Consider the following 24,279-nt stretch of genomic DNA (forward strand, 5'->3'; position numbering starts at 1 on the left):
AGGGTCAGATCGGGGCTTGTCATTTCCTGCACCGAGGCTCCAAGGTGCATCATTTCAGTGGCGCATGGCGTTCGGTTCTTGCTACTCCAGCACTTCGACCGTCATCCCGACCTGCAGCTCACCGATGCCGCGTGGCAACAGGTTCTGACCGAAGTACACGTCGCCATCACGCTCGCGGTAGGTCTTGAGCGTGGCCAAAGGCTCGCGCTGGGCATTGCGCTCGCCCGTCTGCGGGTCGATGGTGGTGAGAATGCAGCGCGAACACCCCTTGGCCACCTCGAACTCCACCTCACCGATGCGGATGCGCTTCCAGCTGTCTTCGGCATAGGCCTCGCTGCCGGTGACGACCAGATTGGGGCGGAAACGCAGCATGGAAAGTGGCTGCCCGACGCGCAGGGAAAGATCGTCCAGCGACGCCTGGCCAATCAGCAGCAGCGGAAAACCATCGGCAAAGGCCACGCGATCACCCGGCTGCGCATAGGCGGTATCGACCTGGCGCGTACGTCCCTCCGGCACTTGCACCAGACGGCAGGGCTTGCCGAGCAAATCGCTGAGCCAGGCCGCCGCTTCATCGCCAGCATCCGGCACACGCAGGCTGTCACGCCAGACGATGACGCCGCGCAGGTCCTGCTCGGGATCGGGCAGCGCCACGGACAGATCGTCACGCCCAGGCGCACTCAGGGTCAAGCCGCCGCGCGCATCGTAAAGAGCACTTAGCTGGCTCATCTGCGGTAGCAGGCGTTGGGTGATAAAGCGGCCATTGTCGGCGTCGACCAGCATCCAGCGCCGATCACCCTGCACACCGAGACCGTCGACCGCGCTGCGCTGCAACACTTCGCCGCGACCGGACTTGAGCGGATAACGGTACAGCCCCGAGAGACTCAGCATGGGTCAGGCTCCTGTTGGCAAAACGCCGTTATACGAGCTGACGGCGCAGCTCACAAGCAGCAAGACTCGGGAAAATTTGCAGGTCAGCGAAGCTGGGTTATGGCACGACCAGCCATCAGCGCTCGGCGGGTCTCCCCGCACTGCGCCAACGCTAGCGGGGTTCGTCCAGCTCGAGACGTTGACGAACCACGTCGACGAGCTTGTCCGGCTGGAACTTGGAGAGGAAGTTGTCACAACCGACCTTCTTCACCATGGCCTCGTTGAAGCTGCCGGACAGCGAGGTGTGCAGCACGACGTAGAGGTCCTTGAGACGCGGATCGTTGCGAATTTCGCTGGTCAGGCGATAGCCGTCCATTTCCGGCATCTCGGCATCGGTGAAGATCATCAGCAATTTGTCGGTCATCACTTCGCCGGTGTCAGCCCACTTCTTCAGTAGATTCAGGGCCTTCAGGCCGTCGCCCGCCATGTGCAGACGCATACCCAGCTGCGTGAGGGTATCGCGCAGTTGGCTCAGCGCTACGCTGGAATCGTCCACCAGCAACACTTCGCGACCGCGCGCCTTTTCCAGCAGCGGGTCGGCGAGCTTTTCTTCGGAAACCTTGGTACTCATCGGCACGATCTCGGCCAGCACCTTTTCCACGTCGATGACCTCGACGATCTGCTCGTCGACCTTGGTGATCGCGGTCAGGTAGTGCTGACGACCGGCGCCACCGGGCGGCGGCTGGATCGACTCCCAGTTGAGGTTGAGGATGCGATCGACGCTACCAACCAGAAACGCCTGCACGGAGCGGTTGTACTCGGTGACGATGATGGTACTGCGCTCATCCGGCACCAGTGGGCGCATGCCGATGGCCTGGGACAGATCGATCACCGGCAGGGTCTGGCCACGCAGGTTGACCACGCCGCAGACGAAGCGATGACGCTGTGGCATCAGCGTCAGCTTGGGCATCTGCAGGACTTCCTGCACCTTGAACACGTTGATGGCGAACAACTGCCGACCGGCCAGGCGGAACATGAGAATTTCCAGGCGATTCTCGCCGACCAGTTGCGTGCGTTGATCTACTGAATCGAGGATGCCAGCCATCATGCGCTCCGAGGTATATAAGTTGAGTCTAGTCTGCCATTGGGATATCGGCGGACTGCCGGCAGACTGAAGCCTTGCTGGCTCGCAGCCATCATGCCTCAGCCCCAGACGCCTGACCAGCGAGCAGCGGCGAATGCCCAGGCAGATGCAGACGTAAAGCGCCAGGTTGTGCGCTGAAACGCAAGCCTTTGCTTTCCATCGGTTCACCGTCGAGGTTCAGGTCCAGCCCTTCCTGCGCTTCCACCTCCAGCCAGGGCAGTCGTGCATTGATCGCGACGCTCTGCAATCCATGCATACCGCCCGAGAGCAGCGTGCCCAGGGTGCTCACCACATCTTGCGCTGCGGGCACGATGCTGACATCCAGCAATCCATCATTGATGGTCGCATTCGGGCAGAGTAGATGCCCGCCGCCAGCCTGGCGACCGTTACCGATGCCCAGGGCCAGAAACTCTCCCTGCCACTCGAAGTCCGGCCCGTGAAAACGACCGGTCGCCGCGCGCACTTCGGAGAAGCGACTGAGCCCGGTGAGCAGATAGGCGGCGCCACCGAGGACTTTCTTAAGCTCTTCCGGGGTGTTGGCGGTTACGTTGGAGCCGAAACCGCCCGTGGCCATATTGAGGAAGGCACGTTCACCGGCCATGCCCACGTCCACGGCCACGGGTTCGACCTCCAGCAGCGCCAATGCGGCAGCAGGTGTTAGCGGAATGCCGGCGGCATGAGCAAAGTCATTGGCCGTGCCCAATGGCAGCAGCACCAGACTGGCATCGCTCTGCGCCTTGACCAAGGCCTCGACCACATCACGCAGGGTGCCATCGCCGCCGCCGGAGATCAGCGTCGGGTAACCGGCCGCCAACCCCTCCGCGACCAGACGCTCGGCGTCGCCGCCTTCCCAGGTCAGGCGCACGGCCAGATCCCAGCCGCGCTCACGCAGGCCCTCGACCGCAGCCCTCACCTCTTCGTTCAGCGCCTGCTTGCCATGCAGGATCAACCAGGCTTTGCGTTCGCGCATCGCGCTCCTCCTTGAAGGAATCTGCGAAAGCCTAATGCCTGGCTCTCGCGAATTTTAATCAAATTAATAGATGTTAATGCTGCATATATTGCGCTTTTAAATCTATTCATCGAAACAGATGATACCGCCATCGACGCTGCGCGGGACTGACCTCGCGCACGACTGGAGAATTGACCATGATCGATGTACGTCCGTTCGAACAACTCGGTGGTGCTCACCACGGCTGGCTCAACGCCCGACACCACTTTTCCTTCGCCGAATACCATGACCCCGAGCGGATGAACTGGGGCCGCCTGCGCGTCTGGAACGACGACGAGATCGCGCCGCATTCGGGCTTCCCGCCGCACCCGCACCGCGACATGGAGATCATCACCTACGTTCGCGAAGGCGCCATCAGCCATGAGGACAACCTCGGCAACAAGGGCCGTACCGAAGCCGGCGACGTGCAGGTGATGAGCGCCGGCACTGGCATCGCCCACAGCGAGTACAACCTGGAGGATGAAACCACCAAGATCTTCCAGATCTGGATTCAGCCGAACCAGGCCGGCCTGCCGCCCTCCTGGGGCGCCAAGCCGTTCCCCAAAGGCGACCGCTCGGGAGCCTTCGTCACGTTGGCCAGCGGATACGAGGAAGATGTGGACGCCCTGCGTATCCGCACCGATGCGCGCCTGGTGGCCGCCACGATCAGGGCCGGAGAAAGTGCCGAATACGCACTGCAACCGGGGCGCAAGGCCTATCTGGTCGGTGCCACCGGCGTCTTCAGCGTCAACGGCGTGGCTGCCAAGGCACGTGACGGCGTGGCTGTTGCGGATGTCGAGGTGATCCGCGTTGAAGCACAGGAAGATAGCGAGATCGTGCTGGTCGATGTCGCCTGATGCACAAACCATCGCCCTCCATTTCAGAGGGCGATGGTTTCTGTGGAAAGTAGCCCGGATGAAATCCGGGGCCGCTCAACTTTCCCGGATTTCATCCGGGCTACGGGTAGTGCTCTACGCCGGGTAGCCGGTGATCTTGCGAATGCGCTGGTACAGCGGTTTGAGCTGGCGGTACATGCGCTGATAGACCTGTCCGTAAAGCTGCTCGTAGGTGCGCTGCGCAACCGGGTTGGGCTGAAACACCTGGCCAACGCGCGTCATGGCGGCGATGGCCGTCGGATAATCGGCGTGCAGCCCCAAACCCACCGCGCAGTTGATCGCCGCGCCCAGGCCACTGGTCTCGTACAGATGCGGGCGTTCGGCCGGCAAGCCGAAGATGTCGGCCGTCAACTGCATTGCCGCATCGCTCTGCGAACCACCACCGGACACGCGCAGGCGTTCAATGCGGGTGCCGGAGCGCTTCTCGATGCGCTCCTTGCCCTGACGCAGGGCATAGGCCAGCCCCTCGAGGATCGCGCGATAGATATGCGCACGGGTGTGCACATCGCCGAAACCGATGATCGAGCCCTTGGCCTCCAGCCCCGGCTCGCGGATGCCCGGTGTCCAGTAAGGTTGCAGCATGAGGCCCATGGAGCCGGGCGGCACGGCGTTGACCAGCTCATCGAACAGCGCCTCGGGTGGCACACCCAGTGCCTCGGCGCGCTGCATCTCGCGCAGGCCAAACTCGCGCTTGAACCAGCTGACCATCCAGAAGCCGCGGTAGATCATCACCTCGGTATTGAAGTGATCCGGCAGCGCTGCCGGATAGGGCGGAATCAGCGGGATCGTCTCCAGATAACGGCTGCGCGTGGTGTTGATGGTGGCCGTGGTACCGTACGAGAGGCACGCGGTGTCGGGCTCCAGCACACCGGACCCCATGACTTCGCAGGCTTTGTCGGCGCCGGCGGCGATCAGCGGCAGGCCCTCGGGAATACCGGTGTGACGACTGGCGAAGGCGGTGATCTGGCCCAGTCGCTCGCCCGGCTTGAACAGCTCGGGCAGTTGTTCACGGCGCACCTTCAGCGCCTGCCACTTCCAGTCGCCGGGCGCAGCCCAACGCAGGCGCTTGTAATCGAACGGCAGGTAGGCCACGCAGCTGCTGGTCGAATCGACGAAGCGGCCGCACAGGCGATGAGTGAGAAAGCCCGACAGCAACAGCACCTTGTGCGCATGTGCAGCGATGTCCGGCTGCTGCTGAGCGACCCAGTTGACCTCGGCCTGCCCCCGAAAATGATCGACCGCCTCCTCGGCGCGTACCAGCTTGAACAGCCAGCCCCACAGCCCCTTGATACGCCCGGCCACCTCAGCACGACGCTGATCGAGCCAGAGGATCGCCGGACGCAGCGGCGCGCCCCGCTCATCGACATGAATGATGCTGCCACGCTGGGTGGTCAGCGCGACGCCCCGGATCAGGCTGCGGTCGATATCCACCTGCTGCCACAGCAGGCGGCAGGCCTCGCCGAGACTGGCCCAGTAGTACTCGGGATCCTGCTCGGCCCAGCCCGGCTGGCTGGAGAAATAGGGATCGAGCTCGACCTTGCCCTTGGCGAGCAGATTGCCGTGGGTATCGAACAGCAGCGCACGCACGCTCTGGGTGCCATTGTCGATGCTCAGCAGATAGCTTGGTTCGCTCAAGGTGTGGTCCTTCATGTCATGCATTTGGCCATGCGTAGCCCGGATGAAATCCGGGAACTGCCTGTTGGTTCAGTCCCGGATTTCATCCGGGCTACAGCAAGTCTGGATCGGCGAGCGGGTTGCTGGGGCGGACGTCCTACGGAAAGTCGGCAGCGCCATCATGCAGTCTCCGGAAGGCTGTAACAGCGCTGCCACAGCGCCAGGTAATCGGCTTCTTCCTGCTGCCAGCGCGCATCACTCCAACCCAGCCGTGGTTGGCACAGCGCGCGGATACCCGGCAGCTCGGCGTGCCCACCGCCCGCCAACAGCAGGCCCAGGCGCGTGCGGCGCAGCAGCAGGTCGTCCAGATGCAGCACCAGCTCGCCTTCGGCAGCCCAGGCCAGTTCGGCCCAAAAGGTATCAGTACCCGCTACGCACTCGCCGCCAACCGACTCGATCAGGCGCAGCACGTCCTGCAACTGTCGACCATGACGGCCAAGCAACCGTCGTTGCTGCGCCAGACTCAGGTGCGGCATGGCCGGCGGCACGCAGTCACGGAACACGGCGCAGCCACGATCATCCACTGGCTTGCCGACGAATTCGGCGCAGGCTCGCAGCACTTCCAGCGCCAGCAGGCGGAAGGTGGTCAGCTTGCCGCCGGCCAGGGTCACGCTGCCCGGCTCGACCCACAGCGCATGCTCGCGCTTCTCGTCCGAGGGTTTCAGCCCGGCGCTGCCGTCGCCCACCACCGGGCGCACGCCGGCCCAGGTCGACAGCACATCGGCATATGTCACCTGGGCGGTCGGGAACTGCTGGGCGCAGGCAGCCAGCAGGTAATCGACCTCCCCGACGCTGATGGCGGATTCACGGTCGAGTTCCTCGGCATGATCCAGATCGGTGGTGCCGATCACCGTCGCGCCTTCCCAGGGGAAGACGAACACCGGTCGCCCATCGCTTTCGTGCATAAAACTGAAGGCGTGCGCCACTGGCAGGCGCCAACTCGGCAGCAGCAGGTGGCTGCCGCGCAGCGGACGAATGCGACCATTGCCGGGCTGGCGCAGGCGATCGGCCCAGGCGCCGGTGGCTTGCGCCACGGCGCGGCTGCGCAGGCGGTACTGAGTGCCCGTTTCCACATCCTCCGCGAGCACGCCAATCACCTGCCCCGCTTCACGCAGCAACTCGACCACCCGCATGCCATTGAGCGCTTCGCCGCCTTCGGCGCGCGCCTCGCCCAGCACGCGCTGCACCAGACGCGCGTCGTCGGTCACCGCATCGAAGAACTGTGTGCCACCGAGCAGGCCGTCCTCGCGAATGCCCGGCGCCAGGTAACGCAGTTGCTGCAGTGGGTAGAACAGATGATTGCGCTTACCGGCAAGGGCGTCGTACAAGCTGAGCAGGCCACCGAATACCTTCGGCCCGGGAAAACCGCCGCGGTAGTGCGGCATGACGAAGCTCAGCGGCTCCACCAGCCCCGGCGCCTCACCGAGCAGGCGCTCGCGCTCGCGCACCGAGTCGCGGGTCAGCCCCAGCTGCCCCTTGGCAACGTAACGCAGGCCGCCGTGCACCATCTTCGACGAGCGGCTGGAGGTGCCCCAGGCGAAGTCGCGCTGCTCCAGCAACAGGCAACGCCAGCCCCGCCGCGCTGCCTCACGCAGGATGCCGGCGCCGCAGATACCGCCACCGATCACCAGCAGATCCCAATCGCGCGCAGCCAGTTCAGGCAGTGCGCGCGTGCGCCAGGTGGCGTTCCAGGGTTCCATGCTCAGTCCTGCAGCAATACGCCAGGCGCCAGGCGCTGGTCGGGGTCGAAATGCGTCGCCAGGCTGCGCAGCGTAGCCATGCCCAGCTCGCCCTTCTCCGCCACCAGGTAGGGCGCGTGGTCGCGGCCGACGCCGTGCTGGTGGCTGATGGTGCCGCGATTCTCGGCGATGGTGCGGCTGGCCGCCGCCTTGAGCCGTTGCCAGCGCGCCATGGCCTTGGCGTAGTCGCTGCCGGGGCGGAATACGTAGGTGGTGTAGATGCTCGAACCTTCGCCGTAGACGTGCGACAGGTGGGTGAACACGTGCACCCGCTCGCCATCACCGGCCAGCTCGTCACGCAGGCTGGCCTCGACCTTGTTCAGCAGGTTGTCGACGTTGGACCAGTCGGTGGCGGTTTCCAGGGTGTCCACCAGGTAGCCGCGCTCCCACAGACCATGACGCAGGTAAGGGAAACGGAAGCGGTTATGCTCCCACTTCTTGCCCAGCAGGGTGCCAGTGAACACGCCGCCAAAGCTTTTCAACAGACGCCGCGCCTGTTTCAGCGAGGCGGCGTTCTGCACCCGGCTGCCGGTAACGCCGAAGGTCAGCATGCACTTACCGTCACGGGCGCCGCGCAGGGCCAGGTATTTCTCCAACAGGGCGATCTGCTGCGGGTGACCAGCCAGCGCCAGCTGGGTGCGGGTTTCGATGGCGTTGGACAGGCGCAGCATGGACAGTGGCACGCGCGCCTGGGCCAGGCTGCGAATAGCGCTCAGCGCCTGCTGCCAGTCGGGCAGGAACACTGCGTAGAAGCGCTCCTGCTCGGCCAGGCGACTGATGCGCACGCACACCTCGGAGATCACCCCGAAACGCCCTTCCGACCCCATCACCAGCTCGCGCAGATCGGGCCCGGCCGCCGACGCCGGAAAGGTTGGAATCTCCAGAGTGCCGGCGAAGGTTTCCAGCTTGCCGCCAGCGAACAGCTGCTCGATGCGTCCGTAACGCAGCGACTGCTGGCCGCTGGAGCGGCTGGCGACCCAGCCACCGAGGGTCGACAGTTCCCAGGACTGCGGAAAGTGGCCCAGCGTATAGCCGCGCGCCCGCAGCTGGCTTTCCACCTGCGGGCCATTGGCGCCGGGGCCGAAGGTGGCGATCAGGCTGTCCTCGTCGATCTCCAGCAGGCGCGTCATGCGCTCCAGCGACAGGGTCAACACCGGACGCTGGCCGGCCTGCGGGTTGATATGGCCGGCCACCGAAGTGCCGCCGCCGTATGGAATCAGGGTCACGTCATGCTTTTGCGCCCAGGCCAGCAGCTCGCGGATCTGCGCGGCGCTTTCCGGGCAGGCGACGCCATCGGGAAAAAGGCCGAAGTCACCGGAGCGCATCGCCAGCCAATCCGGCAGGCTCTGGCCACGGGCGTGACGCACGCGCACCTCGGCATCAACGCTGATCAGCGGATGCGGCGCCAGGCGCGAGGCCGGCACGCGCGCCAGCACATCCTGCAGGCTGGCATCGGCCAGACGCTGGCCCGGCCCGACCAGCTCGGCGAGAAAGGCCTCGCCATGGGCTGGCAGTTCCACTTCGGTTGCCTCGTCACCCCATCCGTTCCAGCGTCGCATCGCATCCCCCATTCCGATCAGCACTTATGGCTGCCTATACTAGCCAGCCGCCGATTTCCGTCACTGTCGAATCGGGACAGGCACTATCGCCAATCAAGACAGGCACCCCAGAACAAGAAGAATCCATGGAAAACCTCGGCTATACCTCGGTTCCCGCCCTGCTCAAGTACCTGCGTCACGCCGAACAGCTCGGCCTGGACATCGACCGCGCTCTGGCCGCCGCCGGTATTGGCGCGCAGGACCTGGCCGACAATGGCAAGCGCATGCCCAGCGAGGTGCATGAGCGCCTGCTGGCGCATCTGATCGAGGTGTCCGGCGACTCGCTATTCGGCCTGCATGCTGCGCGTTTCGTCCAGCCCGGCTCGTGGAGCGTGCTCGGCTACATTGCCATGAACTGCGCCACCCTGGGCGAAGCCATGGGCCGCATCGTGCCGTACGAGAAACTGGTAGGCGACATGGGCACCAGCCGTATCGAGGCGGCCGAGGATCATGTGCGGCTGATCTGGAGCTGCCGTCATCAGGCGCCGCAGGTGCGCCGCCATATGGTGGAGAACGTGCTCGCCTCCTGGCTGCTGTACGCACGCTGGATCGCCGACTCCGAACATTCGCCGCGCGAGGTCTGGTTCGAACACGCGCAACCGGCGACCACCGAGCTGACCGAGTACCAACAGCTGTTCGGCTGCCCGGTATTGTTCGAACAAAGCTGCAACGCCCTGCTGGTGCCGCTGGACTACCTCAGCGTGCCGCTGCGCCAGGCTGATGCCAACCTGCTGCGCACGCTGGAAGAACATGCCCTGACCCTGATGGCCGGGCTGGACGACGACGAGCCGTTGCCACGCCGGGTGAAGAACGCCCTGCGCCTGCTGCTCAAGGACGGCCTGCCGCGCAAGGAACGGGTAGCGGAGAAGTTCGACATGACCGTGCGCACCCTGCAACGTCACCTGCAGCAGGCCGGCACCAGCTACCAGCAGATACTCGATGAGCTGCGCCAGGAACTGGCCGAGCACTACCTGCTGCGCAGCGATCTGGCGATTCAGGACATCGCCTGCTACCTGGGCTTCACCGAATCACGCTCGTTCCACCGCAGCTTCAAGAGCTGGACCGGACAGACGCCGGGCGAGTTTCGCGAAAGCCGGCGTCGGGATAATCCGCTGGGCTAGATCACCTCACGGCGCGGCCTGAAACGCCGCGCCAGCCAGTAATCGATGCTCAACCAGCGCCCGGCTCCGCTGAAAAACAGCACAACCAGCATCACCAGATAGGTCGCGGCGAATTCGATGCCGTTGTTCAGCACGACGAACTTGCCGCTGCCGGTCAGCCAGTCGTAGTTGCCGTGCTCACGCAGGATGCTCCGCGCCCGCTCGAGCTTATCCGCTGCAGCCAGCACTCGCTCGTTGGCAAAGGGAGCCGATGGGTCGGCAATTGCCTGCCAGCCATAGGGCCAATGCACGGTGACGATGGCCACCAGCATGGTGACGATCAAGGGAATGCTGATCCAGCGAACGGCCAAGCCGAACAGCAGCAGGATGGCGCCACCGGCCTCGGTCAGCGCCGCCGCCCAGGCCAGCAATTCGGGAAACGGCAGGCCAAGGCCCCAGTCCGGGTTGCCGAACCAGGCGGCGGTGGCCTCGATATCCGACAGCTTCTGCATGCCGGCCATCCAGAACACCGGCACCAGATACAGGCGCAGCAGCAAGGGGCCGAAGAAATCCAGGCGGCGGGAAGCGTCCAGCGCATCCTGCAAGCGATTGAGCAAAGCGATCATGACGGTCAGTCCTCGGGATGCGGAAACCAGATATCGCGCGCCTGCCAGTCATCCAGCAGCGCGCGGGCGTTGTCGAAATAGCCACGATCAGCGGCCAGGCAGTGAGCCGCAGCCAGCTCGAGCTGCGCCCGCACTGGCGACTCGCCGGTCTGCAGGCGTAGCGCCAGCTGGTAGGCGAAAGGCGCCAGTTGCATGAAGCGCACCTGATCCTGGCGGTCGCGCCAGACCAGCAGGCAGGTCGGCTCAGGCGGAGGCTGCGCGGGGCAGTGATCGGCACCGATCATCTGCACCGGCCAGCGATAGGCCAGCGGCCAGGCCAATGGCGACCAGCCGCGCTCGGGCAACTGCGCGTCACTGACATCCAGCGCCAGCTCGACCCACTCGTAGTGCGCCAGCTCCAGCATGAACGGCGGGTCGTCAGGCTCAGCACGATAGCCCTGCTGCAGCCAGGCGATGAACTCCTGGCTGATTTCCAGGAAATAGGGGGTGGCTGCACGGTGCTCGGAGAGAAAACAGCGCAGCAGACTCTGCCAACGCTCAGCACCGAGCACAGCGCGCAGCACCGGGAAGGCACCGCTCACCAGGCTGGCGACGTTGTTGAAGAACAGCTCCTCGTAGATCGCCATGCGCTCGCGGGTGATGCCCGGTAATAGCGGCTGCGCCTCGGGTTGGCGAATACGCGCGGCGAAATCGCGCTGCTGCTGGATACTGCTCATGTGCCGTACCTGCTCAGCGGTTGCGCGGCCTGTTGCAGGCTGCGGATATGCGCCAACTCGGCATACAGCTCGGCCAATGGTGGGAAATTGAAGTCGCGTTCCAACAGAGTCGGGCGTACGCCATGCCGTGCGTACGCACTGCTCAGCAGCGCCCACACCGGGTCGATCACCGGCGCACCGTGGGTGTCGATCTTCAGATCCGCCGCCTGATCGTAATGACCGGCGACGTGCAAGTAGGCGATGCGCTCACTGGGCATCGCGGCGATATAGGCATCGGCATCGAAGCCGAAGTTGAGACTGTTGACGTAGACATTGTTGACGTCCAGCAACAGCTGGCAGTCGGCGCGTTCCAGCACCGCGCGGACGAAATCCACCTCGTCCAGTTCGCCAGGCAGGCGCGCGTAGGCCGAGACGTTCTCGATGATCAGCGGCCGCTCCAGCACGTCCTGAACGATGCGCACGCGCTCGGCGATGCGCGTCACCGACTCTTCGCAGAACGGCAGCGGCATCAGGTCATACAGCTGACCCTCGTCGGCACAGGCCGACAGATGCTCGCTGTAGGCCAGCACGCCATGCGCGTCGAGAAAGCCCTTGATGGCGTGTAGCAGCTCCAGGTTCAGCGGCGCGAAGCCGCCAAGGTTGAGGGACAGACCATGGCACAACAGTGGCCGACGTTCGCTCAGGGCTCGCAGTTGCTTGCCCAGCCGACCGCCGACACCGATCCAGTTCTCCGGCGCCACTTCGAGAAAATCCGCGCCGCTGGCGTCATCGCCGATCAGCTCGGCGAGCAGCCCGCGACGTAAGCCGAGGCCGGCGCCGGTGAGGTGTGCGAGTTGCATGATCCGTCCTCCCCTGCGCCCTTACTCGCTCTTCTCGCCGCCGCACTTGCCTTCGCCGCATTTACCCTCGGCATCGGCCTTCTTCTCGGCGCCACACTTGCCCTCGCCACACTTGCCTTCGTTGTCGGCTTTCATCTCGCCGCCGCATTTGCCTTCGCCACAGGAACCTTCCTGAGCTTTCTCGGCGGCGGCCAGGCTGTAACCGCTGGCCAATTCCTGCGCGGCAAACGGATTGCTCGCGGCGTGGGCAGTGAAGGCCACGGAAGTCAGCAGCGCGGCGCCCAGGGTAGCGGTCAGGGTATTGAGTTGTTTCATGGCATCTCTCCATCGGTTTCGAATGCGGCGCCGGATTGGCGTCCTCGCAGCAATTGACGAGGCAGAGATGCGGGCGTTACAGCGAGGCTGAAATTTTTCGTAGCCCGGATGAAATCCGGGGAGCTTTGCCCGCTACCCGTCGCGGCTACGGCCGCATGGATGCAGGAGGTAGAGCGAAGCAAGATGCCACAGCCGAAAGCCCCGCCCACAGACACAGGAACATCCGCCGCACCGTGGGAGGCACTTCAGCGGCGAGGCTTTCGATAGCCAGTAGCCCGGACATCCACCGCGCGGTGTGTCAGGCGCAATGCTGGAGCCAAAAAAAGAGGTCAAGCGAATACAACGGACTGCCGTCGCATAGCGATAAGGCTATGATTGGTATGGCTTTTTAGTGCAAAGCAAAACGGGATGGTGCGGAGTTAGATGGAAGGCTCTACTATCGAATTAGTAACTCCATCCATCTAACCACTGTTATGTTTCAACCCAGCCAAGGAATATGCATGAGCAACGGAACACATAGCTCAATCCGCCTTACACTATTTAAGCACGGCGGGGATTCCTTTCTAGCTGCATTGGACGAGGCTCACATTCCTCATGGTCCGATCCACATGTTTACATCAAGGCCTCAAGCGTCCGGCTTAGTCGAGGTCATCACCGCGTTCTCAGAAGCAATGCCTTGGAATTCTATTGCAAAAGTTATAGTCGCCTGGATCGACGCACGAAAAAGTCGAGAAATAATAATTCATACAGAAGCCGGCGATTCAATACATGCAAAGGGCTACTCAGTAGCTGAAATACAGAAAATCCTGCCAAAGTCCACAAACCTCATCATCATTGATACAAAATCAAGTGACGAAACATCACAATAGCTTCAAATCGCTCGCTTCTCTCACTGGGACGGGCTAAAGCCCGCCCCTTAACCAAGAATTAGTCTTTTTAGGAATATTCGTGGCGAAACACAAGTCTCCTCAAGAAGAACGCTCCGTCATATTAGGGCAGCCAGCCAAGCGTCCCTATGGAGTGAAAGTAAGAATTCACCTCATGACTGCAGGGGCAATCGGTGTAGAAGAAGTCTGTGTCCCCCTTCACTCCGGCGCATTTCTAGCCATAGTTCCAGTAAGTAAAGCGCCATGGGAAGGAGGTCAGAAATTCCTCGTCACCCTTGAAGGTTTTCCAACAGCAGCATCTGCCGAGTCTGCTGGTCGTCGACTTGTTCAGGCACTTCTTTGGATGGCGGTAAGCACTGACATACCTCTTCGCCTTGAGTACCTGAGTTATGAACCGGCGGCAGTTTTTGAACGTAACCTTTCAAGCGGAATTATATGCGAGGCTTATGGTGAATCTGGTCGCTCGCCAAATATAGCTTTAGGGGAGATTCAGGAGGCTTACACACACCTCAAGGAGCCCGATGAAAAACTACTTTTATCTATGGAAATCTTTTGTTCTGCTCGACTTGAATCTAGTCAGCGCGCAGTATTTCTCGCGTTAGTTTCTGCTCTCGAACCGCTTGCCCAAGAAGCACGACTCGGTGGTGCTGTTGATACCTTTGTTAAGCAGTGCGCAGCACTGCTGAAAGACTCACAAAACATACCAAGTGACATGCAAAACTCGCTTAATGGCCGCCTACTCCAACTCCGTCAAGAATCAATACGCCAAGCACTCCGCCGCCTAACTCGTGAAGCGCTACCAGACCAACCTGAAGCATCAAAAATTGTCGATGACGCATATAGCTTGCGGAGCCAAATAATTCACAGTGGAAAACCCGCAGACCTTGACATAGATCTGGAAGCTGAAGCGAGGGAGATATCGACGGTTATTCGAAATATCTACTCAAGTATTCTCAAGCGGAAGTCTGCTCTCTGAGTTCATGACTAACAATATATATGGACTCTCTCCTATAATTAGTGAGCAATAGTTTTTCGATCCTGTCGTCAGTCCAGTTGCATTCGTATATCCGGCCTGCTCTGGACTCTATCGCCCTGACCATTCTGTAGTTCGCGCAGCGGAGGCCAAGCGTTCTATCGATCACGGAGATCATCATTGTTGTCGGCCTTGTTCCGCTGCAGGACTCACCCGTACCGAGGACGGACATCCGAAAACCAACAAAACCCTCGACTCACCGTTCACCTTTGGTTGCGCCGGTCCTGCGCCAAGCGCTCGGCCAGGGCGTCAAGTTCAGGCAACTCACCGTCCGGCATTTGCCGGATCACCGCCTGGGTCAGTTTCATCTGGCGGATGAAGCGCCGGCAGTTGCCGCACATGGCCAGGTGGGCGCGCACGGCCAAGCGCTGGCGCAGCGTCAGCTGCCCATCGAGAAAATCGCTGGAGTGAGCGACCAGTTCCTTGCAGGTCAGCATTGGCCTGTCTCCTCGAAATGTTCCAGAGTGGCGAAGACTTTCAGGCGTGCCCGGTGCAGCAGCACACGGGCATTGGAGAGGGAGATGTCGAGAAGATTACAGATCGCTTCCAATTCCAGGCCCTGACGCTCGCGCAGCACCAGCACGCTGCTCTGCAATTCGGACAGGCTGGCCAGCGTATGCTCCAGGCACTCGCGCAATTCGTCCTCGGTGAGCAGGGCTTCGGGGCTGTCCTGGTGCCAGGCATGCGGCGCCAGTAACCAGTGACCGTCGCCAGAAAAACGCTCGTCCCCCACCGTGCCATGTGGCGCGGGCAGGTCATCGAGCAGCACCTCGCGGCGGTTGTGCTTGAGACGGGTCTTGGCGGTGTTGGCGGTGATGGTCAGCAGCCAGGTCTTGAGACTGGAGCGCTCCTGAAAGCCGCTGAGGCTGCGTACTACGGCGAGCCAGGCATCCTGCACCACTTCGTCGGCGTGGCGGCTACCAACGATGGCATAGGCCACCGCACGCATGGCGCCCTGATAGCGCGCGACCAGCTCGCGATAGGCCTTCTGCTCCCCCCCGAGCAGGCGAACCAACAGTTCGGAATCGGACATAGAACTCCCGTCAATGAAGCCTGCGCGCACGCGTGAATCTCGCACGCGTCAGGCAATCCTGTAGCAAGCTGTTGAAAAACTGTCTGCCTTGCCTGCCTCACCTGGGTTTTTCAACGGCCCGCTAGAGAGTTCAAAGCTTGCGCAAAATTACACTGCCAATCGAATAACCGGCACCAAAGGAGCTTAGAACACCCAGGCTGCCGGCTGGCAGGTCGTCCTGGTTCTTGTGCAGGGCGATGACCGAGCCGGCCGAACTGGTGTTGGCATAGGTATCGAGGATCACCGGCGCCTCGTGCGGTTCGGCGTCGCGGCCGAGCAGCTTGCGGGCGATCAGCAGGTTCATGTTGAGGTTGGCCTGGTGCAGCCAGAAGCGCTTGACGTCGCTGACGTTGAGCTGGTTTTCCGCCAGGTGTGCGGCGATCAACTCGGCGACCATCGGGCAGACGTCCTTGAACACCTTGCGGCCCTCCTGGACGAACAGCTTGTCGCGAGCACCCACGCCCTCTTCAGCCGCGCGGTTGAGGAAGCCGAAGTTGTTGCGGATGTTGTTGGAGAACTGGGTCAGCAGCTTGGTGCCGACCACGTCGAACTGGTGCTTGGAGGTCGCAAGGTCGGCACGCTCGATGATCACCGCAGTGGCGGCGTCGCCGAAGATGAAGTGGCTGTCGCGGTCACGGAAGTTGAGGTGGCCGGTGCAAATTTCCGGGTTGACCATGAGGATGGCGCGAGCCTGGCCAGTCTGGATCGCGGTGGTCGCGGCCTGGATGCCGAAGGTGGCCGAGGAACAGGCCACGTTCATGTCGTAGCCCCAGCCTTCGATACCCAGTGCAGCCTGGACTTCGATGGCTACCGCCGGATAGGCACGCTGCAGATTCGAGCAGGCGACGATGACCCCGTCGATATCGGCGACCGTCTTGCCGGCGCGCTCCAGCGCCTGTTTGGCAGCGCCGACGGCCATTTCGCAGAGGATGCCCCACTCTTCGTTGGAACGCTCAGGGATACGCGGCAGCATGCGCTGCGGATCGAGGATACCGTCCTTGTCGATGACGAAGCGGCTCTTGATGCCGGAGGCCTTCTCGATGAAACCACTGCTGGACTCGCTCAGCGCCTCGACTTCACCACGGGCGATGGCCTCGGCATTGTCGGCGTTGAACTGCTGCACGTAGGCATTGAAGGATGCCACCAGCTCGTCGTTGGAAATGCTGTTGGCCGGGGTGTAGAGGCCGGTACCACTGATCACGACGTTATGCACGGTCATTCCTCTTCTCGGCCGCTGGCGGCCTCAGGCAGTAGGCCGGCGACAATGGCGCAGGCCGAAAATCGGGGGACATGGGCCAAGCTCTTGCGATGGTTGGCTCCTGGCCACTGAGTGTGCCACAGGGTAATGGGGTTCGTCCTCAGCCCTTGAGAGTGTCCAAGTGGACAGAACATGACCCAATATAGCCATTTGGTCTAAAGTCTAATCTCGATCCACGTATCTGGAGCTTGCATGAACCTCTCCCTGCTCAGCCGCTACGCTTTTTTCGCCTTCTGCGTGCTGTTCACCCTGGCCAGCCTGCCATTTCTTGGCCATCAATGGATGTGGCCGTTCACCCTGCTCAGCGGCGTTCTCAGCCTGATCGGCATCGGTGATTTGCTGCAGACCCGCCATGCGGTAAGGCGCAACTATCCGGTCCTGGGCAATATCCGTTACCTGGTCGAAGGTATCCGCCCCGAGATTCGCCAATACCTGCTCGAAGGCGATGCCGAGCAGCTGCCGTTCTCCCGCTCCCAACGCTCGCTGGTCTACGCCCGCGCCAAGAACGAAGGTGCCGACAAGCCCTTCGGCACCCTCAACGACGTGTATCAGAATGGTTTCGAGTTCATCAGCCACTCCATGCGCCCGGCACCACTGACCGATCCGGGCAGTTTCCGCGTGGAAATCGGTGGGCCGCAATGCAGCCAGCCGTATTCGGCCTCCCTGTTCAACATCTCGGCGATGAGCTTTGGTTCACTCAGCGCCAACGCCATTCGCGCATTGAATGAAGGCGCCAAGCTTGGCGACTTCTACCACGACACCGGCGAAGGCAGCATCAGCACCTACCACCGCGAGCACGGTGGTGATCTGGTCTGGGAGCTGGGCAGCGGCTACTTTGGCTGCCGCACCGCCGATGGTCGCTTCGACCCCGAGCGTTTCGCCGCGCAGGCCAATACCGCGCAGGTGAAGATGATCGAGATCAAGCTCAGCCAGGGCGCCAAACCGGGCCACGGCGGCATCCTGCCCAAGGACAAGATCACCGAGGAGATCGCCAGCACCCGCGGCGTACCGATGGGCGAGGATTGCGTCTCGCCGTCACGCCACAGCGCCTTCTCCACCCCGATCGAGCTGCTGCAGTTCATCGCTCAACTGCGCGAGCTATCCGGTGGCAAACCGGTGGGTTTCAAGCTGTGCCTGGGTCACCCCTGGGAGTTCATGGGCATCGTCAAGGCCATGCTGGACACCGGCATCCTGCCGGATTTCATCGTCGTCGACGGCAAGGAAGGCGGCACCGGCGCGGCGCCGCTGGAGTTCACCGACCACCTCGGCGTGCCGCTGCGCGAAGGGCTGCTGTTCGTGCATAACACCCTGGTTGGCAGCAACCTGCGCGACAAGATCAAGCTCGGTGCCAGCGGCAAGATCGTCAGCGCCTTCGACATCGCCCGGGTGCTGGCCATTGGCGCCGACTGGGCCAACTCGGCGCGCGGCTTCATGTTCGCCATCGGCTGCATCCAGTCGCAGTCCTGCCACACCAACAAGTGCCCGACCGGCGTCGCCACTCAGGACCAACTGCGCCAGCGCGCCCTGGTGGTCGAGGACAAGGCCCAGCGCGTCTACAACTTCCATCGCAACACGCTCAAGGCGCTGGCCGAAATGCTCGCCGCCGCCGGCCTCGACCACCCGTCGCAGATCGACGCCAAGCACCTGGTACAGCGCATGTCGGCCACCGAGATCAAACTGTTCGCCCAACAGCACGTATTGCTCGCGCCGGGCGAATTGCTCGGTGGCGAAATTGGCGGTGAGTTCTACCAGCGCATGTGGCGCATGGCCCGCGCCGACAGTTTCGAGCCGGCGCCGGCCTGAGCGGCCGGCGCCCAGTCTGCTACGGCCAAGCTCGGCGCGGCATCGCCTAACGTCTTGAACCGGTAACCGCATGCACCTTTCGCTTTGCGCCCTGCTGTTTCTACTGTGCCTCGCAGCCTCGGCCGAGGAGCAGCGCCCGCTACGTTTCTCGGTGTCCGAGAGCTGGGCCATGCCGATGATAAAGATCGTCAATGGCCAGGCTACGGGCGGGATTCTCTACGATCTGCAACTGCGCCTGGCGCAGAAGGTCGGCCGCCGTGCAGAGATGCTGGTGCTGCCGCGCCTGCGCGTTCAACGTTTGCTGATCAGCGGTGGAATCGATGCGCGCTGCTACGTCAATCCAGACTGGCTCGTCGAATCCCACCATCAGTACATCTGGAGCCTGCCCTTCATGGTCCAGCGCGACCTGATCGTCGCTCGCCATGCCGAGCCTGACTTCAAGCTGGAGCAGTTGCAGGATCAGCGCCTGGGGACGGTGCTGGGCTTCAGCTATCCACGCCTGGAACCGCTGCTGGCCAGTGGTGCAATTCATCGCGAAGACGCCCGCACCCAGGAACTGGCCCTGGAGAAACTCGAGGCCGGCCGCTACCGCTATGCCATCAGCAATCACCTTGCGTTAGCGTGGTTCAATCGCGAGCGACCAGCCGACCAACGCCTGTATGTGCTCGGTGAAATCAGCGCCGACCTGATCGCCTGCATCGTCCGGGACGAGCCGGATGTACCGACCCAGGCGCTGCTGCGTGCACTGGTGCAGATGAGACAGGATGGCGAGTTCGACGCCATCCTCGCTCGCTATCGCTGACAGCTACCGACCCGACTTCAGCCGACTGAACGCACGAGTCAGGGCCCGGTTAAACTCACGACTGTTGTCATTTTTGGTGTACAGCGTGGCGCGTAGCTCGGCCGGCGGATAGGTGCCGGGGTCGGAGAGAATCGCTGGATCGACGAAGGTATCTGCCGCCGGCACCGCATTGGCGTAGTAGATGCTGTTGCTGATGGCGCCGATCACCTCGGGCGTCATCAGGTGGTCCATCAACGCCAGCCCGGCTTCCGGGTGCGGCGCATCGCGCGGGATGACCATGGCATCGAACCACAGCAATGCCCCTTCACGCGGGATGCGATAGCTCAGCTGGAATTCCTTGTTAGCCTGTTCGGCCTGTGCCGCGGCGATGGCGACGTTGCCATTCCAGGCCATCGCAAGGCAGGTGTTACCGTTGGCCAGATCGCTGATGTTGCGATCATTGTCGAAATAGCGAATGAACGGTCGCACCTTGGCCAGATGGGCCTCGGCCTGCTTCAGGTCATCGAGATTCTGCCGGTTGATATCCAGCCCCAGGTAGCGGAACGCAGCGGCGAATACCTCGTTGGGATCATTGAGGAAACTCACTCCGCAATCGGCGAAACGCGCTACCACCTGCGGGTCCATCAACATCGCCCAGCTATCGGTCGGGGCATCAGCCATACGCTTAGCGATGGCCTGCTGCTGATAGCCGAAGCCGGTGGTACCCCAGACGTAGAGTCCAGCGTAGCGATTGCCCGGATCGAACTTGGCCATGTGCTGGGTGAACTCGTCATCGAGCCCGGCAAAATGCGGCAGCTGCGTCTTGTCCAGCTCGCGCAATGCACCGCTGGCGATGGCCCGACTCAGGTGCTGGCCGGCAGTCAGCACCAGGTCGTAGCCACTGCCGCCGGTGAGCAGTTTGGTTTCCACTGTTTCCAGCGAATCGAAATGATCGACCACCACGCGGATACCAGTCTTCTCTTCGAACGAAGCCAGGGTGTCCGGGGCCAGATACTCGCTCCAGATATACAGGTTGACCTGCTGCGACGCAGCACCGGCCTGTGCGTGTGCGCAGGCAGCAAGGGTCACGGCCAGCAGACTGGCGGGCAATTTCATCCGGGCCTCCTAAGCGCGCTGGGGCGCGGCGTATTGCGGCATGGTGATGCAGGCGACGTTGCCGCCGCCCAGCAGGATTTCCCGCGAGTTCTCGATGCCGAGGATACGATGCTGCGGGAACAACTCGGCCAGGGTGGCCTGGGCCACACGGTCGTTGGCGTCGCCGAACAGCGGCAGGACGATGGCCGAGTTGCCGGCGTAGTAGTTGATGTACGAGGCGCAGATCTGCGTGCCGGCCTGGCGGGTATGGGTGGCATCGTCCTGATCCAGACCTTCGGCCTCCGCAGCCGTCCATTCCAATACGCGCGGCTGCGGCAGCTTGTGCACCTCCAGCGTACGGCCACGGGCATCACGCGTGCTGCGCAGGATGTCGTAGGCCTCCTGGTAGATTTCCCATTGCGGGTCGGAGCGGTCGTCGGTCCACTGCATCACCACCACACCAGGGCGAACGAAGCAGGCCAGGTCATCGATATGGCCATCGGTTTCGTCGAACTTGCAGCCGCGTGGCAGCCAGATCACCTGCTCGGCACCGAGGTAATCCGACAGCCTGCGGGTCATCTCGTCCTTGCCCAAATGGGCGTTGCGATTGCGGTTGAGCAGGCATTGCTCGGTGGTCAGCAGGGTACGCTGACCGTCACTCTGGATGCCGCCCATTTCAGCGATGAAAGGTGCGCGATAGCGATCGAAGCCTTCGATCTCGAGAATCTTCTGCGCGATCTGATCGTCCTTGTCCCAAGGGTAGTAAAGCCCGCCATCGAGCCCGCCATAGGCGTTGAACTCGAAGTCCACGCCGCGCACTTCGGCCGTCTCGTCATGCACCAGAAACGCCGGGCCGCTGTCACGGAACCAGGTGTCGTTGCAGGTCATTTCCACCACCCGCACATGCGCCGGCAGCAGGCGCCGAGCGTTGGCGTACTGCGCTGCCGAGGCGCAGACGGTGACCGGCTCGCTGCTGGCGATGGCGCTGACGATTTCGCCCCAGACCTTCTGCGCCGGCTTGCCGCCGTTGCGCCACACGTCCGGGCGCTCCGGCCAGCCGAGCCAGCAGCGGCTCTTGGTTTCGAATTCGCCGGGCAGACGAAAGCCGTCGGCCTTGGGCAGGGAGGTCAGGGTACGGGCCATTTCGCGGCTCCTCGTCAGTGGCTGGAAGTAGCCCGACAGTAAGCCCGTCGGTGCCGCTAAGACCAATGACGATAATCGCGGAACCCTTGAATTAAATTCACAGATCGACCAACTGATCAGTGAACCATCCGATGAAATGAGCGACTGCCGGCTTGTCCAGACGCAGGCGCTCGCACACCAGCGCGTACTGGCCGAGCGACGGCACCTGGGCCGCGAAGGGGCGCACCAGGCGACCACTGGCCAGGTCTTCGGCACTGGTCAGGTTGTCGCCGATGGCCACGCCCTGGCCGCGTGCAGCGGCCTCCATGGTCAGGCCGGCATGGCCCAGGTACAGATGTCGCGTCGGCTGGATATCGCAAGCATGAGTGGTCAGCCAGGCGGTCCAGGTCTTGCCGTCCTGATCGTCATGCAGCAGGCAATGACGCGCCAGGTCGCGTGGGTGCTTGAGCGGCGACTGGTTGAACAGGCCCGGGCTGCACACCGGAAAGAACTGCAGGGTCGGTAGCGGCCGCACGAAGTAGGCGCTGGCATCGTCCGGGCCGGTGCCATAGGTGATGGCGATATCGATCTCGCTGCCCGGCAGCGTCGCCTCCAGCGGCTGTTCGTGCAGATGCAGGGTGATCTGCGGGTGGCGCTCGGCGAACTCGGCCAGGCGCCCGACCAGCCACTTCTGCGCCAACTCTGCGGTAACCGCGACGCGCAGTTGCGCCTGCGAGCCGGGATCACGCAGCTCGTCGCAGGCCTCGCCAATCAGCTCGAAGGCCTGCTGAAGGCTGTGCAGCAGGCGCCTGGCCTGCGGCGTCGGGCGCACCTGACGGCCGTCGCGCTCGAACAGCGTGCTGCCGAGTTGCTCTTCGAGCTGGCGAATCTGGTGGCTGACGGCGCTGTCGGTGACGCACAGCTCAGCAGCCGCGCGGCCGAAGTGGGCATGCCGCGCGGCCACTTCGAAAGTGCGCAGGGCGGTGAGCGAAGGCAGACGACGCATGACGATCCCGGTTGCGACAAAGAAAGGCATCCTCCCCCAGCCGCCGGGCGGCCGGCAAGCGCTTCACTTGCTTGAGCGTGGTGCGCGCTCACTCCCGTCGCCTAGGTATCGCTCAGGCTGCACAGCACCTGATCGACGCGCTGCGCCAGCGAGCCCGTCAGGCGAGTGAAAGCCCAGCCACGCCGCAGCAGCTGCTGCTCGTACCACTGGTTCTGCCGACGGCGAAAGGTCTCGTCCTGGCGCGTGCCGTCCTGCACGAAGGGGAAGTCATCGGCGCACAGGAACAGGTGGTGATAGTGGCGCTCGGCCAACTGCTCCAGCTCGACCTCGGCACGCCCGAACAGCTCATGGCAATAGAACAGCGTGGTCAGCGGCGTGGTATCGCAGACCAGATAACGCTGGCACTGTCCGGCCAGGCTCTGCTCACGGGTGACCTGAGTGCGACCGATGCGCAGCAGGTCGTCATAGGCCAGTGCGCCACCCTGCTGCTCCCACAACTCTCGGCCATATTCGGCGGCGTGGCGCGTGCCCAGGGCCTCGGCCAGCGCCAGGGCAAGGCTGCTCTTACCGGTGGACTCACCGCCGAGCACGGCGATGCGCTCGACGAAATCGCCGTAGACCTGCGGCGCCAGGTAGTCGCGCAGGCCATGAATATCGGCGCGCAGACGTGTACCGGACACCGCTACCTGCGTGCGCGCACGGTCGATCTCGACATGCTGCACCGGCCGGCCGAAACACCGGCTCAGGTGGTCGGCGAAGCCGTCGCCATAGGTCTCGCTGGTAAACACCGCATCGACCGGCTGGCCGAGCACGGCCAAGCAAAAGTCAGCCACGAACTGGCGCTGCGCGGCATCGGGCTCGGATTCGTGGGGTAGATCCGGCAGCGCCACACCTCGTGCACGCTGTTGGGCAACCCAGTTGGGCGTCACCACCCAGATGCGCAGCTCGGGAAAGCGCGCCTGCAACCAGTTCGCCCGCCGTTCAGGCTCGCACCCGGCAAGCTCCGGGCGGGCCCAACTGAGCAGCACCAACTGTTCACACTGCTGCTGCGCCTGACGAATCAACCATTCATGCCCCTGGTGCAGCGGCGCGAACTTGCCGACCACCAGCCCACAGGCAAATCGCTTGCTCATCTCAGGCTGTCTGCGCGTTCAGTTCACGGCGCCAGCAGTACAGGCCGTACCAGGCGTTGCACCAGAACAGCAGGTAGATGAATGCGGTCAGGTACAGCTCGCGCGAAGCGAACAGCGGCACCGCGAGGGTGTTCACCAGCAGCCAGCCGTACCAGGTTTCCAGCTTGCGCCGCATCAGCAGCAGTTGCGCCAGCACGCTCAGGGTCAGCACCAGCGAGTCGATGAAGGGCGCGTAGGCGTCGGTGAAGTGATGCAGCAAGGCGCCGTATGCGCCGGCCACGATAACCGCGAGCAGCAGCGCCAGGCCAAGCCCGGCCGCACCGGCGCGACTGATCGGCAGCACTCCACCCTGGCGACCGCGTAGCCAGCTCCACCAACCCAGCAGGCTGGTGGCGATGAAGAAGACCTGCAAGGTGACATCGGCATACAGCTGTACACTGAAGAATAACCAGCCGAACAGAACGCAACCGACCAGGCCGACGCCCCAGGTGTGCACCGAGTTGCGCGCCGCCAGCACGACCGAAACCAGATAGAAGAGGTTGGCGAAAATCTCCAGCGACGACGGCATGCACGCATCCTTATGGACA

Annotated in this window: 24 protein-coding genes; 6 read left to right on the forward strand and 18 right to left on the reverse strand. The window is 62.9% G+C overall.

Going from position 1 to position 24,279, the window contains the following annotated elements:
- Positions 1–81 precede the first annotated feature (81 nt).
- The 3 genes from ACN8M7_RS15455 to yegS all read right to left on the reverse strand — a co-directional run bounded on the left by ACN8M7_RS15455 (position 82) and on the right by yegS (position 2,981).
- Entirely contained in the window at positions 82–888 is an 807-nt protein-coding gene (locus tag ACN8M7_RS15455) for an MOSC domain-containing protein (RefSeq protein WP_490261327.1), read from the reverse strand.
- 151 nt (positions 889–1,039) lie between these two features.
- Positions 1,040–1,972: a chemotaxis protein CheV gene (locus ACN8M7_RS15460; RefSeq protein WP_013714761.1), complete on the reverse strand. Its 933-nt coding sequence runs from the start codon at positions 1,970–1,972 to the stop codon at positions 1,040–1,042.
- A gap of 91 nt (positions 1,973–2,063) precedes the next feature.
- Positions 2,064–2,981 carry a lipid kinase YegS gene (gene yegS, locus ACN8M7_RS15465; protein WP_490261328.1) on the reverse strand — a complete coding sequence of 306 codons (918 nt, stop codon included), beginning with the start codon at positions 2,979–2,981 and terminating at the stop codon, positions 2,064–2,066.
- 176 nt (positions 2,982–3,157) lie between these two features.
- Between yegS and ACN8M7_RS15470 the strand changes: the two genes are divergently transcribed.
- Positions 3,158–3,856, forward strand: coding sequence for a pirin family protein (locus tag ACN8M7_RS15470; protein WP_490261329.1), 699 nt, complete (start codon positions 3,158–3,160; stop codon positions 3,854–3,856).
- A 114-nt stretch (positions 3,857–3,970) separates the two neighbouring features.
- On the opposite strand, the gene ACN8M7_RS15475 is transcribed toward ACN8M7_RS15470, so the two are convergent.
- The 3 genes from ACN8M7_RS15475 to ACN8M7_RS15485 all read right to left on the reverse strand — a co-directional run bounded on the left by ACN8M7_RS15475 (position 3,971) and on the right by ACN8M7_RS15485 (position 8,867).
- Complete coding sequence (locus tag ACN8M7_RS15475; RefSeq protein ID WP_490261377.1) at positions 3,971–5,545, reverse strand: FGGY-family carbohydrate kinase; 1,575 nt, start codon at positions 5,543–5,545, stop codon at positions 3,971–3,973.
- Positions 5,546–5,688: 143 nt separating this feature from the next.
- Complete coding sequence (locus tag ACN8M7_RS15480; protein WP_490261330.1) at positions 5,689–7,269, reverse strand: glycerol-3-phosphate dehydrogenase/oxidase; 1,581 nt, start codon at positions 7,267–7,269, stop codon at positions 5,689–5,691.
- 2 nt (positions 7,270–7,271) lie between these two features.
- Positions 7,272–8,867: an FAD-binding oxidoreductase gene (locus ACN8M7_RS15485; RefSeq protein ID WP_490261331.1), complete on the reverse strand. Its 1,596-nt coding sequence runs from the start codon at positions 8,865–8,867 to the stop codon at positions 7,272–7,274.
- Positions 8,868–8,992: 125 nt separating this feature from the next.
- Here ACN8M7_RS15485 and gliR point away from each other — a divergent pair, with 125 nt between their 5' ends.
- Entirely contained in the window at positions 8,993–10,027 is a 1,035-nt protein-coding gene (gene gliR, locus ACN8M7_RS15490) for an AraC family transcriptional regulator GliR (protein ID WP_490261332.1), read from the forward strand.
- On the opposite strand, the gene ACN8M7_RS15495 is transcribed toward gliR, so the two are convergent.
- The 4 genes from ACN8M7_RS15495 to ACN8M7_RS15510 are packed head-to-tail and all read right to left on the reverse strand — an operon-like array spanning position 10,024 to position 12,502.
- A complete protein-coding gene (locus tag ACN8M7_RS15495; protein WP_061240294.1) occupies positions 10,024–10,632 on the reverse strand; it encodes an HvfX family Cu-binding RiPP maturation protein in 609 nt (202 codons plus the stop codon). The genes gliR and ACN8M7_RS15495 overlap by 4 nt on opposite strands.
- A 5-nt stretch (positions 10,633–10,637) precedes the next feature.
- Entirely contained in the window at positions 10,638–11,348 is a 711-nt protein-coding gene (locus ACN8M7_RS15500) for an HvfC family RiPP maturation protein (protein WP_490261333.1), read from the reverse strand.
- Positions 11,345–12,187, reverse strand: a complete 843-nt coding sequence (locus ACN8M7_RS15505; RefSeq protein WP_490261334.1) for an HvfB family MNIO-type RiPP peptide maturase — start codon at positions 12,185–12,187, stop codon at positions 11,345–11,347. Before ACN8M7_RS15505 ends, ACN8M7_RS15500 begins: the two co-directional genes overlap by 4 nt.
- Positions 12,188–12,208: 21 nt before the next feature.
- Positions 12,209–12,502, reverse strand: a complete 294-nt coding sequence (locus ACN8M7_RS15510) for an HvfA family oxazolone/thioamide-modified RiPP metallophore (RefSeq protein ID WP_490261335.1) — start codon at positions 12,500–12,502, stop codon at positions 12,209–12,211.
- 500 nt (positions 12,503–13,002) lie between these two features.
- Between ACN8M7_RS15510 and ACN8M7_RS15515 the strand changes: the two genes are divergently transcribed.
- Positions 13,003–13,371: a hypothetical protein gene (locus ACN8M7_RS15515; RefSeq protein ID WP_490261336.1), complete on the forward strand. Its 369-nt coding sequence runs from the start codon at positions 13,003–13,005 to the stop codon at positions 13,369–13,371.
- A gap of 79 nt (positions 13,372–13,450) precedes the next feature.
- Complete coding sequence (locus tag ACN8M7_RS15520; protein ID WP_490261337.1) at positions 13,451–14,365, forward strand: hypothetical protein; 915 nt, start codon at positions 13,451–13,453, stop codon at positions 14,363–14,365.
- Between the two features lie 260 nt (positions 14,366–14,625).
- Here the strand turns inward: ACN8M7_RS15520 and ACN8M7_RS15525 are convergent, their stop codons facing one another.
- From ACN8M7_RS15525 to ACN8M7_RS15535, 3 genes are all read right to left on the reverse strand, one after another.
- Positions 14,626–14,859, reverse strand: coding sequence for an anti-sigma factor family protein (locus tag ACN8M7_RS15525; RefSeq protein WP_490261338.1), 234 nt, complete (start codon positions 14,857–14,859; stop codon positions 14,626–14,628).
- Positions 14,853–15,455, reverse strand: coding sequence for an RNA polymerase sigma factor (locus ACN8M7_RS15530; RefSeq protein ID WP_490261339.1), 603 nt, complete (start codon positions 15,453–15,455; stop codon positions 14,853–14,855). Before ACN8M7_RS15530 ends, ACN8M7_RS15525 begins: the two co-directional genes overlap by 7 nt.
- A 130-nt stretch (positions 15,456–15,585) precedes the next feature.
- A complete protein-coding gene (locus ACN8M7_RS15535; RefSeq protein WP_490261378.1) occupies positions 15,586–16,707 on the reverse strand; it encodes a beta-ketoacyl-ACP synthase III in 1,122 nt (373 codons plus the stop codon).
- 237 nt (positions 16,708–16,944) lie between these two features.
- On the opposite strand from ACN8M7_RS15535, the gene ACN8M7_RS15540 reads away from it, so the two are divergent.
- Positions 16,945–18,555 carry an FMN-binding glutamate synthase family protein gene (locus ACN8M7_RS15540; RefSeq protein ID WP_490261340.1) on the forward strand — a complete coding sequence of 537 codons (1,611 nt, stop codon included), beginning with the start codon at positions 16,945–16,947 and terminating at the stop codon, positions 18,553–18,555.
- Positions 18,556–18,625: 70 nt separating this feature from the next.
- Complete coding sequence (locus tag ACN8M7_RS15545; RefSeq protein WP_490261341.1) at positions 18,626–19,357, forward strand: substrate-binding periplasmic protein; 732 nt, start codon at positions 18,626–18,628, stop codon at positions 19,355–19,357.
- A gap of 3 nt (positions 19,358–19,360) precedes the next feature.
- On the opposite strand, the gene ACN8M7_RS15550 is transcribed toward ACN8M7_RS15545, so the two are convergent.
- From ACN8M7_RS15550 to pnuC, 5 genes are all read right to left on the reverse strand, one after another.
- A complete protein-coding gene (locus tag ACN8M7_RS15550; protein ID WP_490261342.1) occupies positions 19,361–20,452 on the reverse strand; it encodes an extracellular solute-binding protein in 1,092 nt (363 codons plus the stop codon).
- Between the two features lie 9 nt (positions 20,453–20,461).
- On the reverse strand, positions 20,462–21,574 hold the full coding sequence (gene aguA, locus ACN8M7_RS15555; protein ID WP_490261343.1) for an agmatine deiminase: 1,113 nt from the start codon (positions 21,572–21,574) through the stop codon (positions 20,462–20,464).
- Between the two features lie 97 nt (positions 21,575–21,671).
- Positions 21,672–22,559 (reverse strand): LysR substrate-binding domain-containing protein, encoded by an 888-nt coding sequence (locus ACN8M7_RS15560; protein WP_490261344.1) that lies wholly within the window; start codon positions 22,557–22,559, stop codon positions 21,672–21,674.
- Positions 22,560–22,660: 101 nt separating this feature from the next.
- On the reverse strand, positions 22,661–23,692 hold the full coding sequence (locus ACN8M7_RS15565) for an AAA family ATPase (protein WP_490261345.1): 1,032 nt from the start codon (positions 23,690–23,692) through the stop codon (positions 22,661–22,663).
- A 1-nt stretch (position 23,693) separates the two neighbouring features.
- Positions 23,694–24,260, reverse strand: a complete 567-nt coding sequence (pnuC, locus tag ACN8M7_RS15570) for a nicotinamide riboside transporter PnuC (RefSeq protein WP_490261346.1) — start codon at positions 24,258–24,260, stop codon at positions 23,694–23,696.
- Between the last annotated feature and the right edge of the window lie 19 nt (positions 24,261–24,279).

Source organism: Pseudomonas spartinae, assembly GCF_965197125.1.
Classification (GTDB): domain Bacteria; phylum Pseudomonadota; class Gammaproteobacteria; order Pseudomonadales; family Pseudomonadaceae; genus Aquipseudomonas; species Aquipseudomonas composti_A.

Excerpts from the sequence above, each read along its gene's own strand:
- ACN8M7_RS15455 (WP_490261327.1), bottom strand. The coding sequence starts at position 888 with ATGCTGAGTCTCTCGGGGCTGTACCGTTATCCGCTCAAGTCCGGTCGC.
- ACN8M7_RS15460 (WP_013714761.1), bottom strand. The coding sequence starts at position 1,972 with ATGGCTGGCATCCTCGATTCAGTAGATCAACGCACGCAACTGGTCGGC.
- yegS (WP_490261328.1), bottom strand. The coding sequence starts at position 2,981 with ATGCGCGAACGCAAAGCCTGGTTGATCCTGCATGGCAAGCAGGCGCTG.
- ACN8M7_RS15470 (WP_490261329.1), top strand. The coding sequence starts at position 3,158 with ATGATCGATGTACGTCCGTTCGAACAACTCGGTGGTGCTCACCACGGC.
- ACN8M7_RS15475 (WP_490261377.1), bottom strand. The coding sequence starts at position 5,545 with ATGAAGGACCACACCTTGAGCGAACCAAGCTATCTGCTGAGCATCGAC.
- ACN8M7_RS15480 (WP_490261330.1), bottom strand. The coding sequence starts at position 7,269 with ATGGAACCCTGGAACGCCACCTGGCGCACGCGCGCACTGCCTGAACTG.
- ACN8M7_RS15485 (WP_490261331.1), bottom strand. The coding sequence starts at position 8,867 with ATGCGACGCTGGAACGGATGGGGTGACGAGGCAACCGAAGTGGAACTG.
- gliR (WP_490261332.1), top strand. The coding sequence starts at position 8,993 with ATGGAAAACCTCGGCTATACCTCGGTTCCCGCCCTGCTCAAGTACCTG.
- ACN8M7_RS15495 (WP_061240294.1), bottom strand. The coding sequence starts at position 10,632 with ATGATCGCTTTGCTCAATCGCTTGCAGGATGCGCTGGACGCTTCCCGC.
- ACN8M7_RS15500 (WP_490261333.1), bottom strand. The coding sequence starts at position 11,348 with ATGAGCAGTATCCAGCAGCAGCGCGATTTCGCCGCGCGTATTCGCCAA.
- ACN8M7_RS15505 (WP_490261334.1), bottom strand. The coding sequence starts at position 12,187 with ATGCAACTCGCACACCTCACCGGCGCCGGCCTCGGCTTACGTCGCGGG.
- ACN8M7_RS15510 (WP_490261335.1), bottom strand. The coding sequence starts at position 12,502 with ATGAAACAACTCAATACCCTGACCGCTACCCTGGGCGCCGCGCTGCTG.
- ACN8M7_RS15515 (WP_490261336.1), top strand. The coding sequence starts at position 13,003 with ATGAGCAACGGAACACATAGCTCAATCCGCCTTACACTATTTAAGCAC.
- ACN8M7_RS15525 (WP_490261338.1), bottom strand. The coding sequence starts at position 14,859 with ATGCTGACCTGCAAGGAACTGGTCGCTCACTCCAGCGATTTTCTCGAT.
- ACN8M7_RS15530 (WP_490261339.1), bottom strand. The coding sequence starts at position 15,455 with ATGTCCGATTCCGAACTGTTGGTTCGCCTGCTCGGGGGGGAGCAGAAG.
- ACN8M7_RS15540 (WP_490261340.1), top strand. The coding sequence starts at position 16,945 with ATGAACCTCTCCCTGCTCAGCCGCTACGCTTTTTTCGCCTTCTGCGTG.
- ACN8M7_RS15545 (WP_490261341.1), top strand. The coding sequence starts at position 18,626 with ATGCACCTTTCGCTTTGCGCCCTGCTGTTTCTACTGTGCCTCGCAGCC.
- ACN8M7_RS15550 (WP_490261342.1), bottom strand. The coding sequence starts at position 20,452 with ATGAAATTGCCCGCCAGTCTGCTGGCCGTGACCCTTGCTGCCTGCGCA.
- aguA (WP_490261343.1), bottom strand. The coding sequence starts at position 21,574 with ATGGCCCGTACCCTGACCTCCCTGCCCAAGGCCGACGGCTTTCGTCTG.
- ACN8M7_RS15560 (WP_490261344.1), bottom strand. The coding sequence starts at position 22,559 with ATGCGTCGTCTGCCTTCGCTCACCGCCCTGCGCACTTTCGAAGTGGCC.
- ACN8M7_RS15565 (WP_490261345.1), bottom strand. The coding sequence starts at position 23,692 with ATGAGCAAGCGATTTGCCTGTGGGCTGGTGGTCGGCAAGTTCGCGCCG.
- pnuC (WP_490261346.1), bottom strand. The coding sequence starts at position 24,260 with ATGCCGTCGTCGCTGGAGATTTTCGCCAACCTCTTCTATCTGGTTTCG.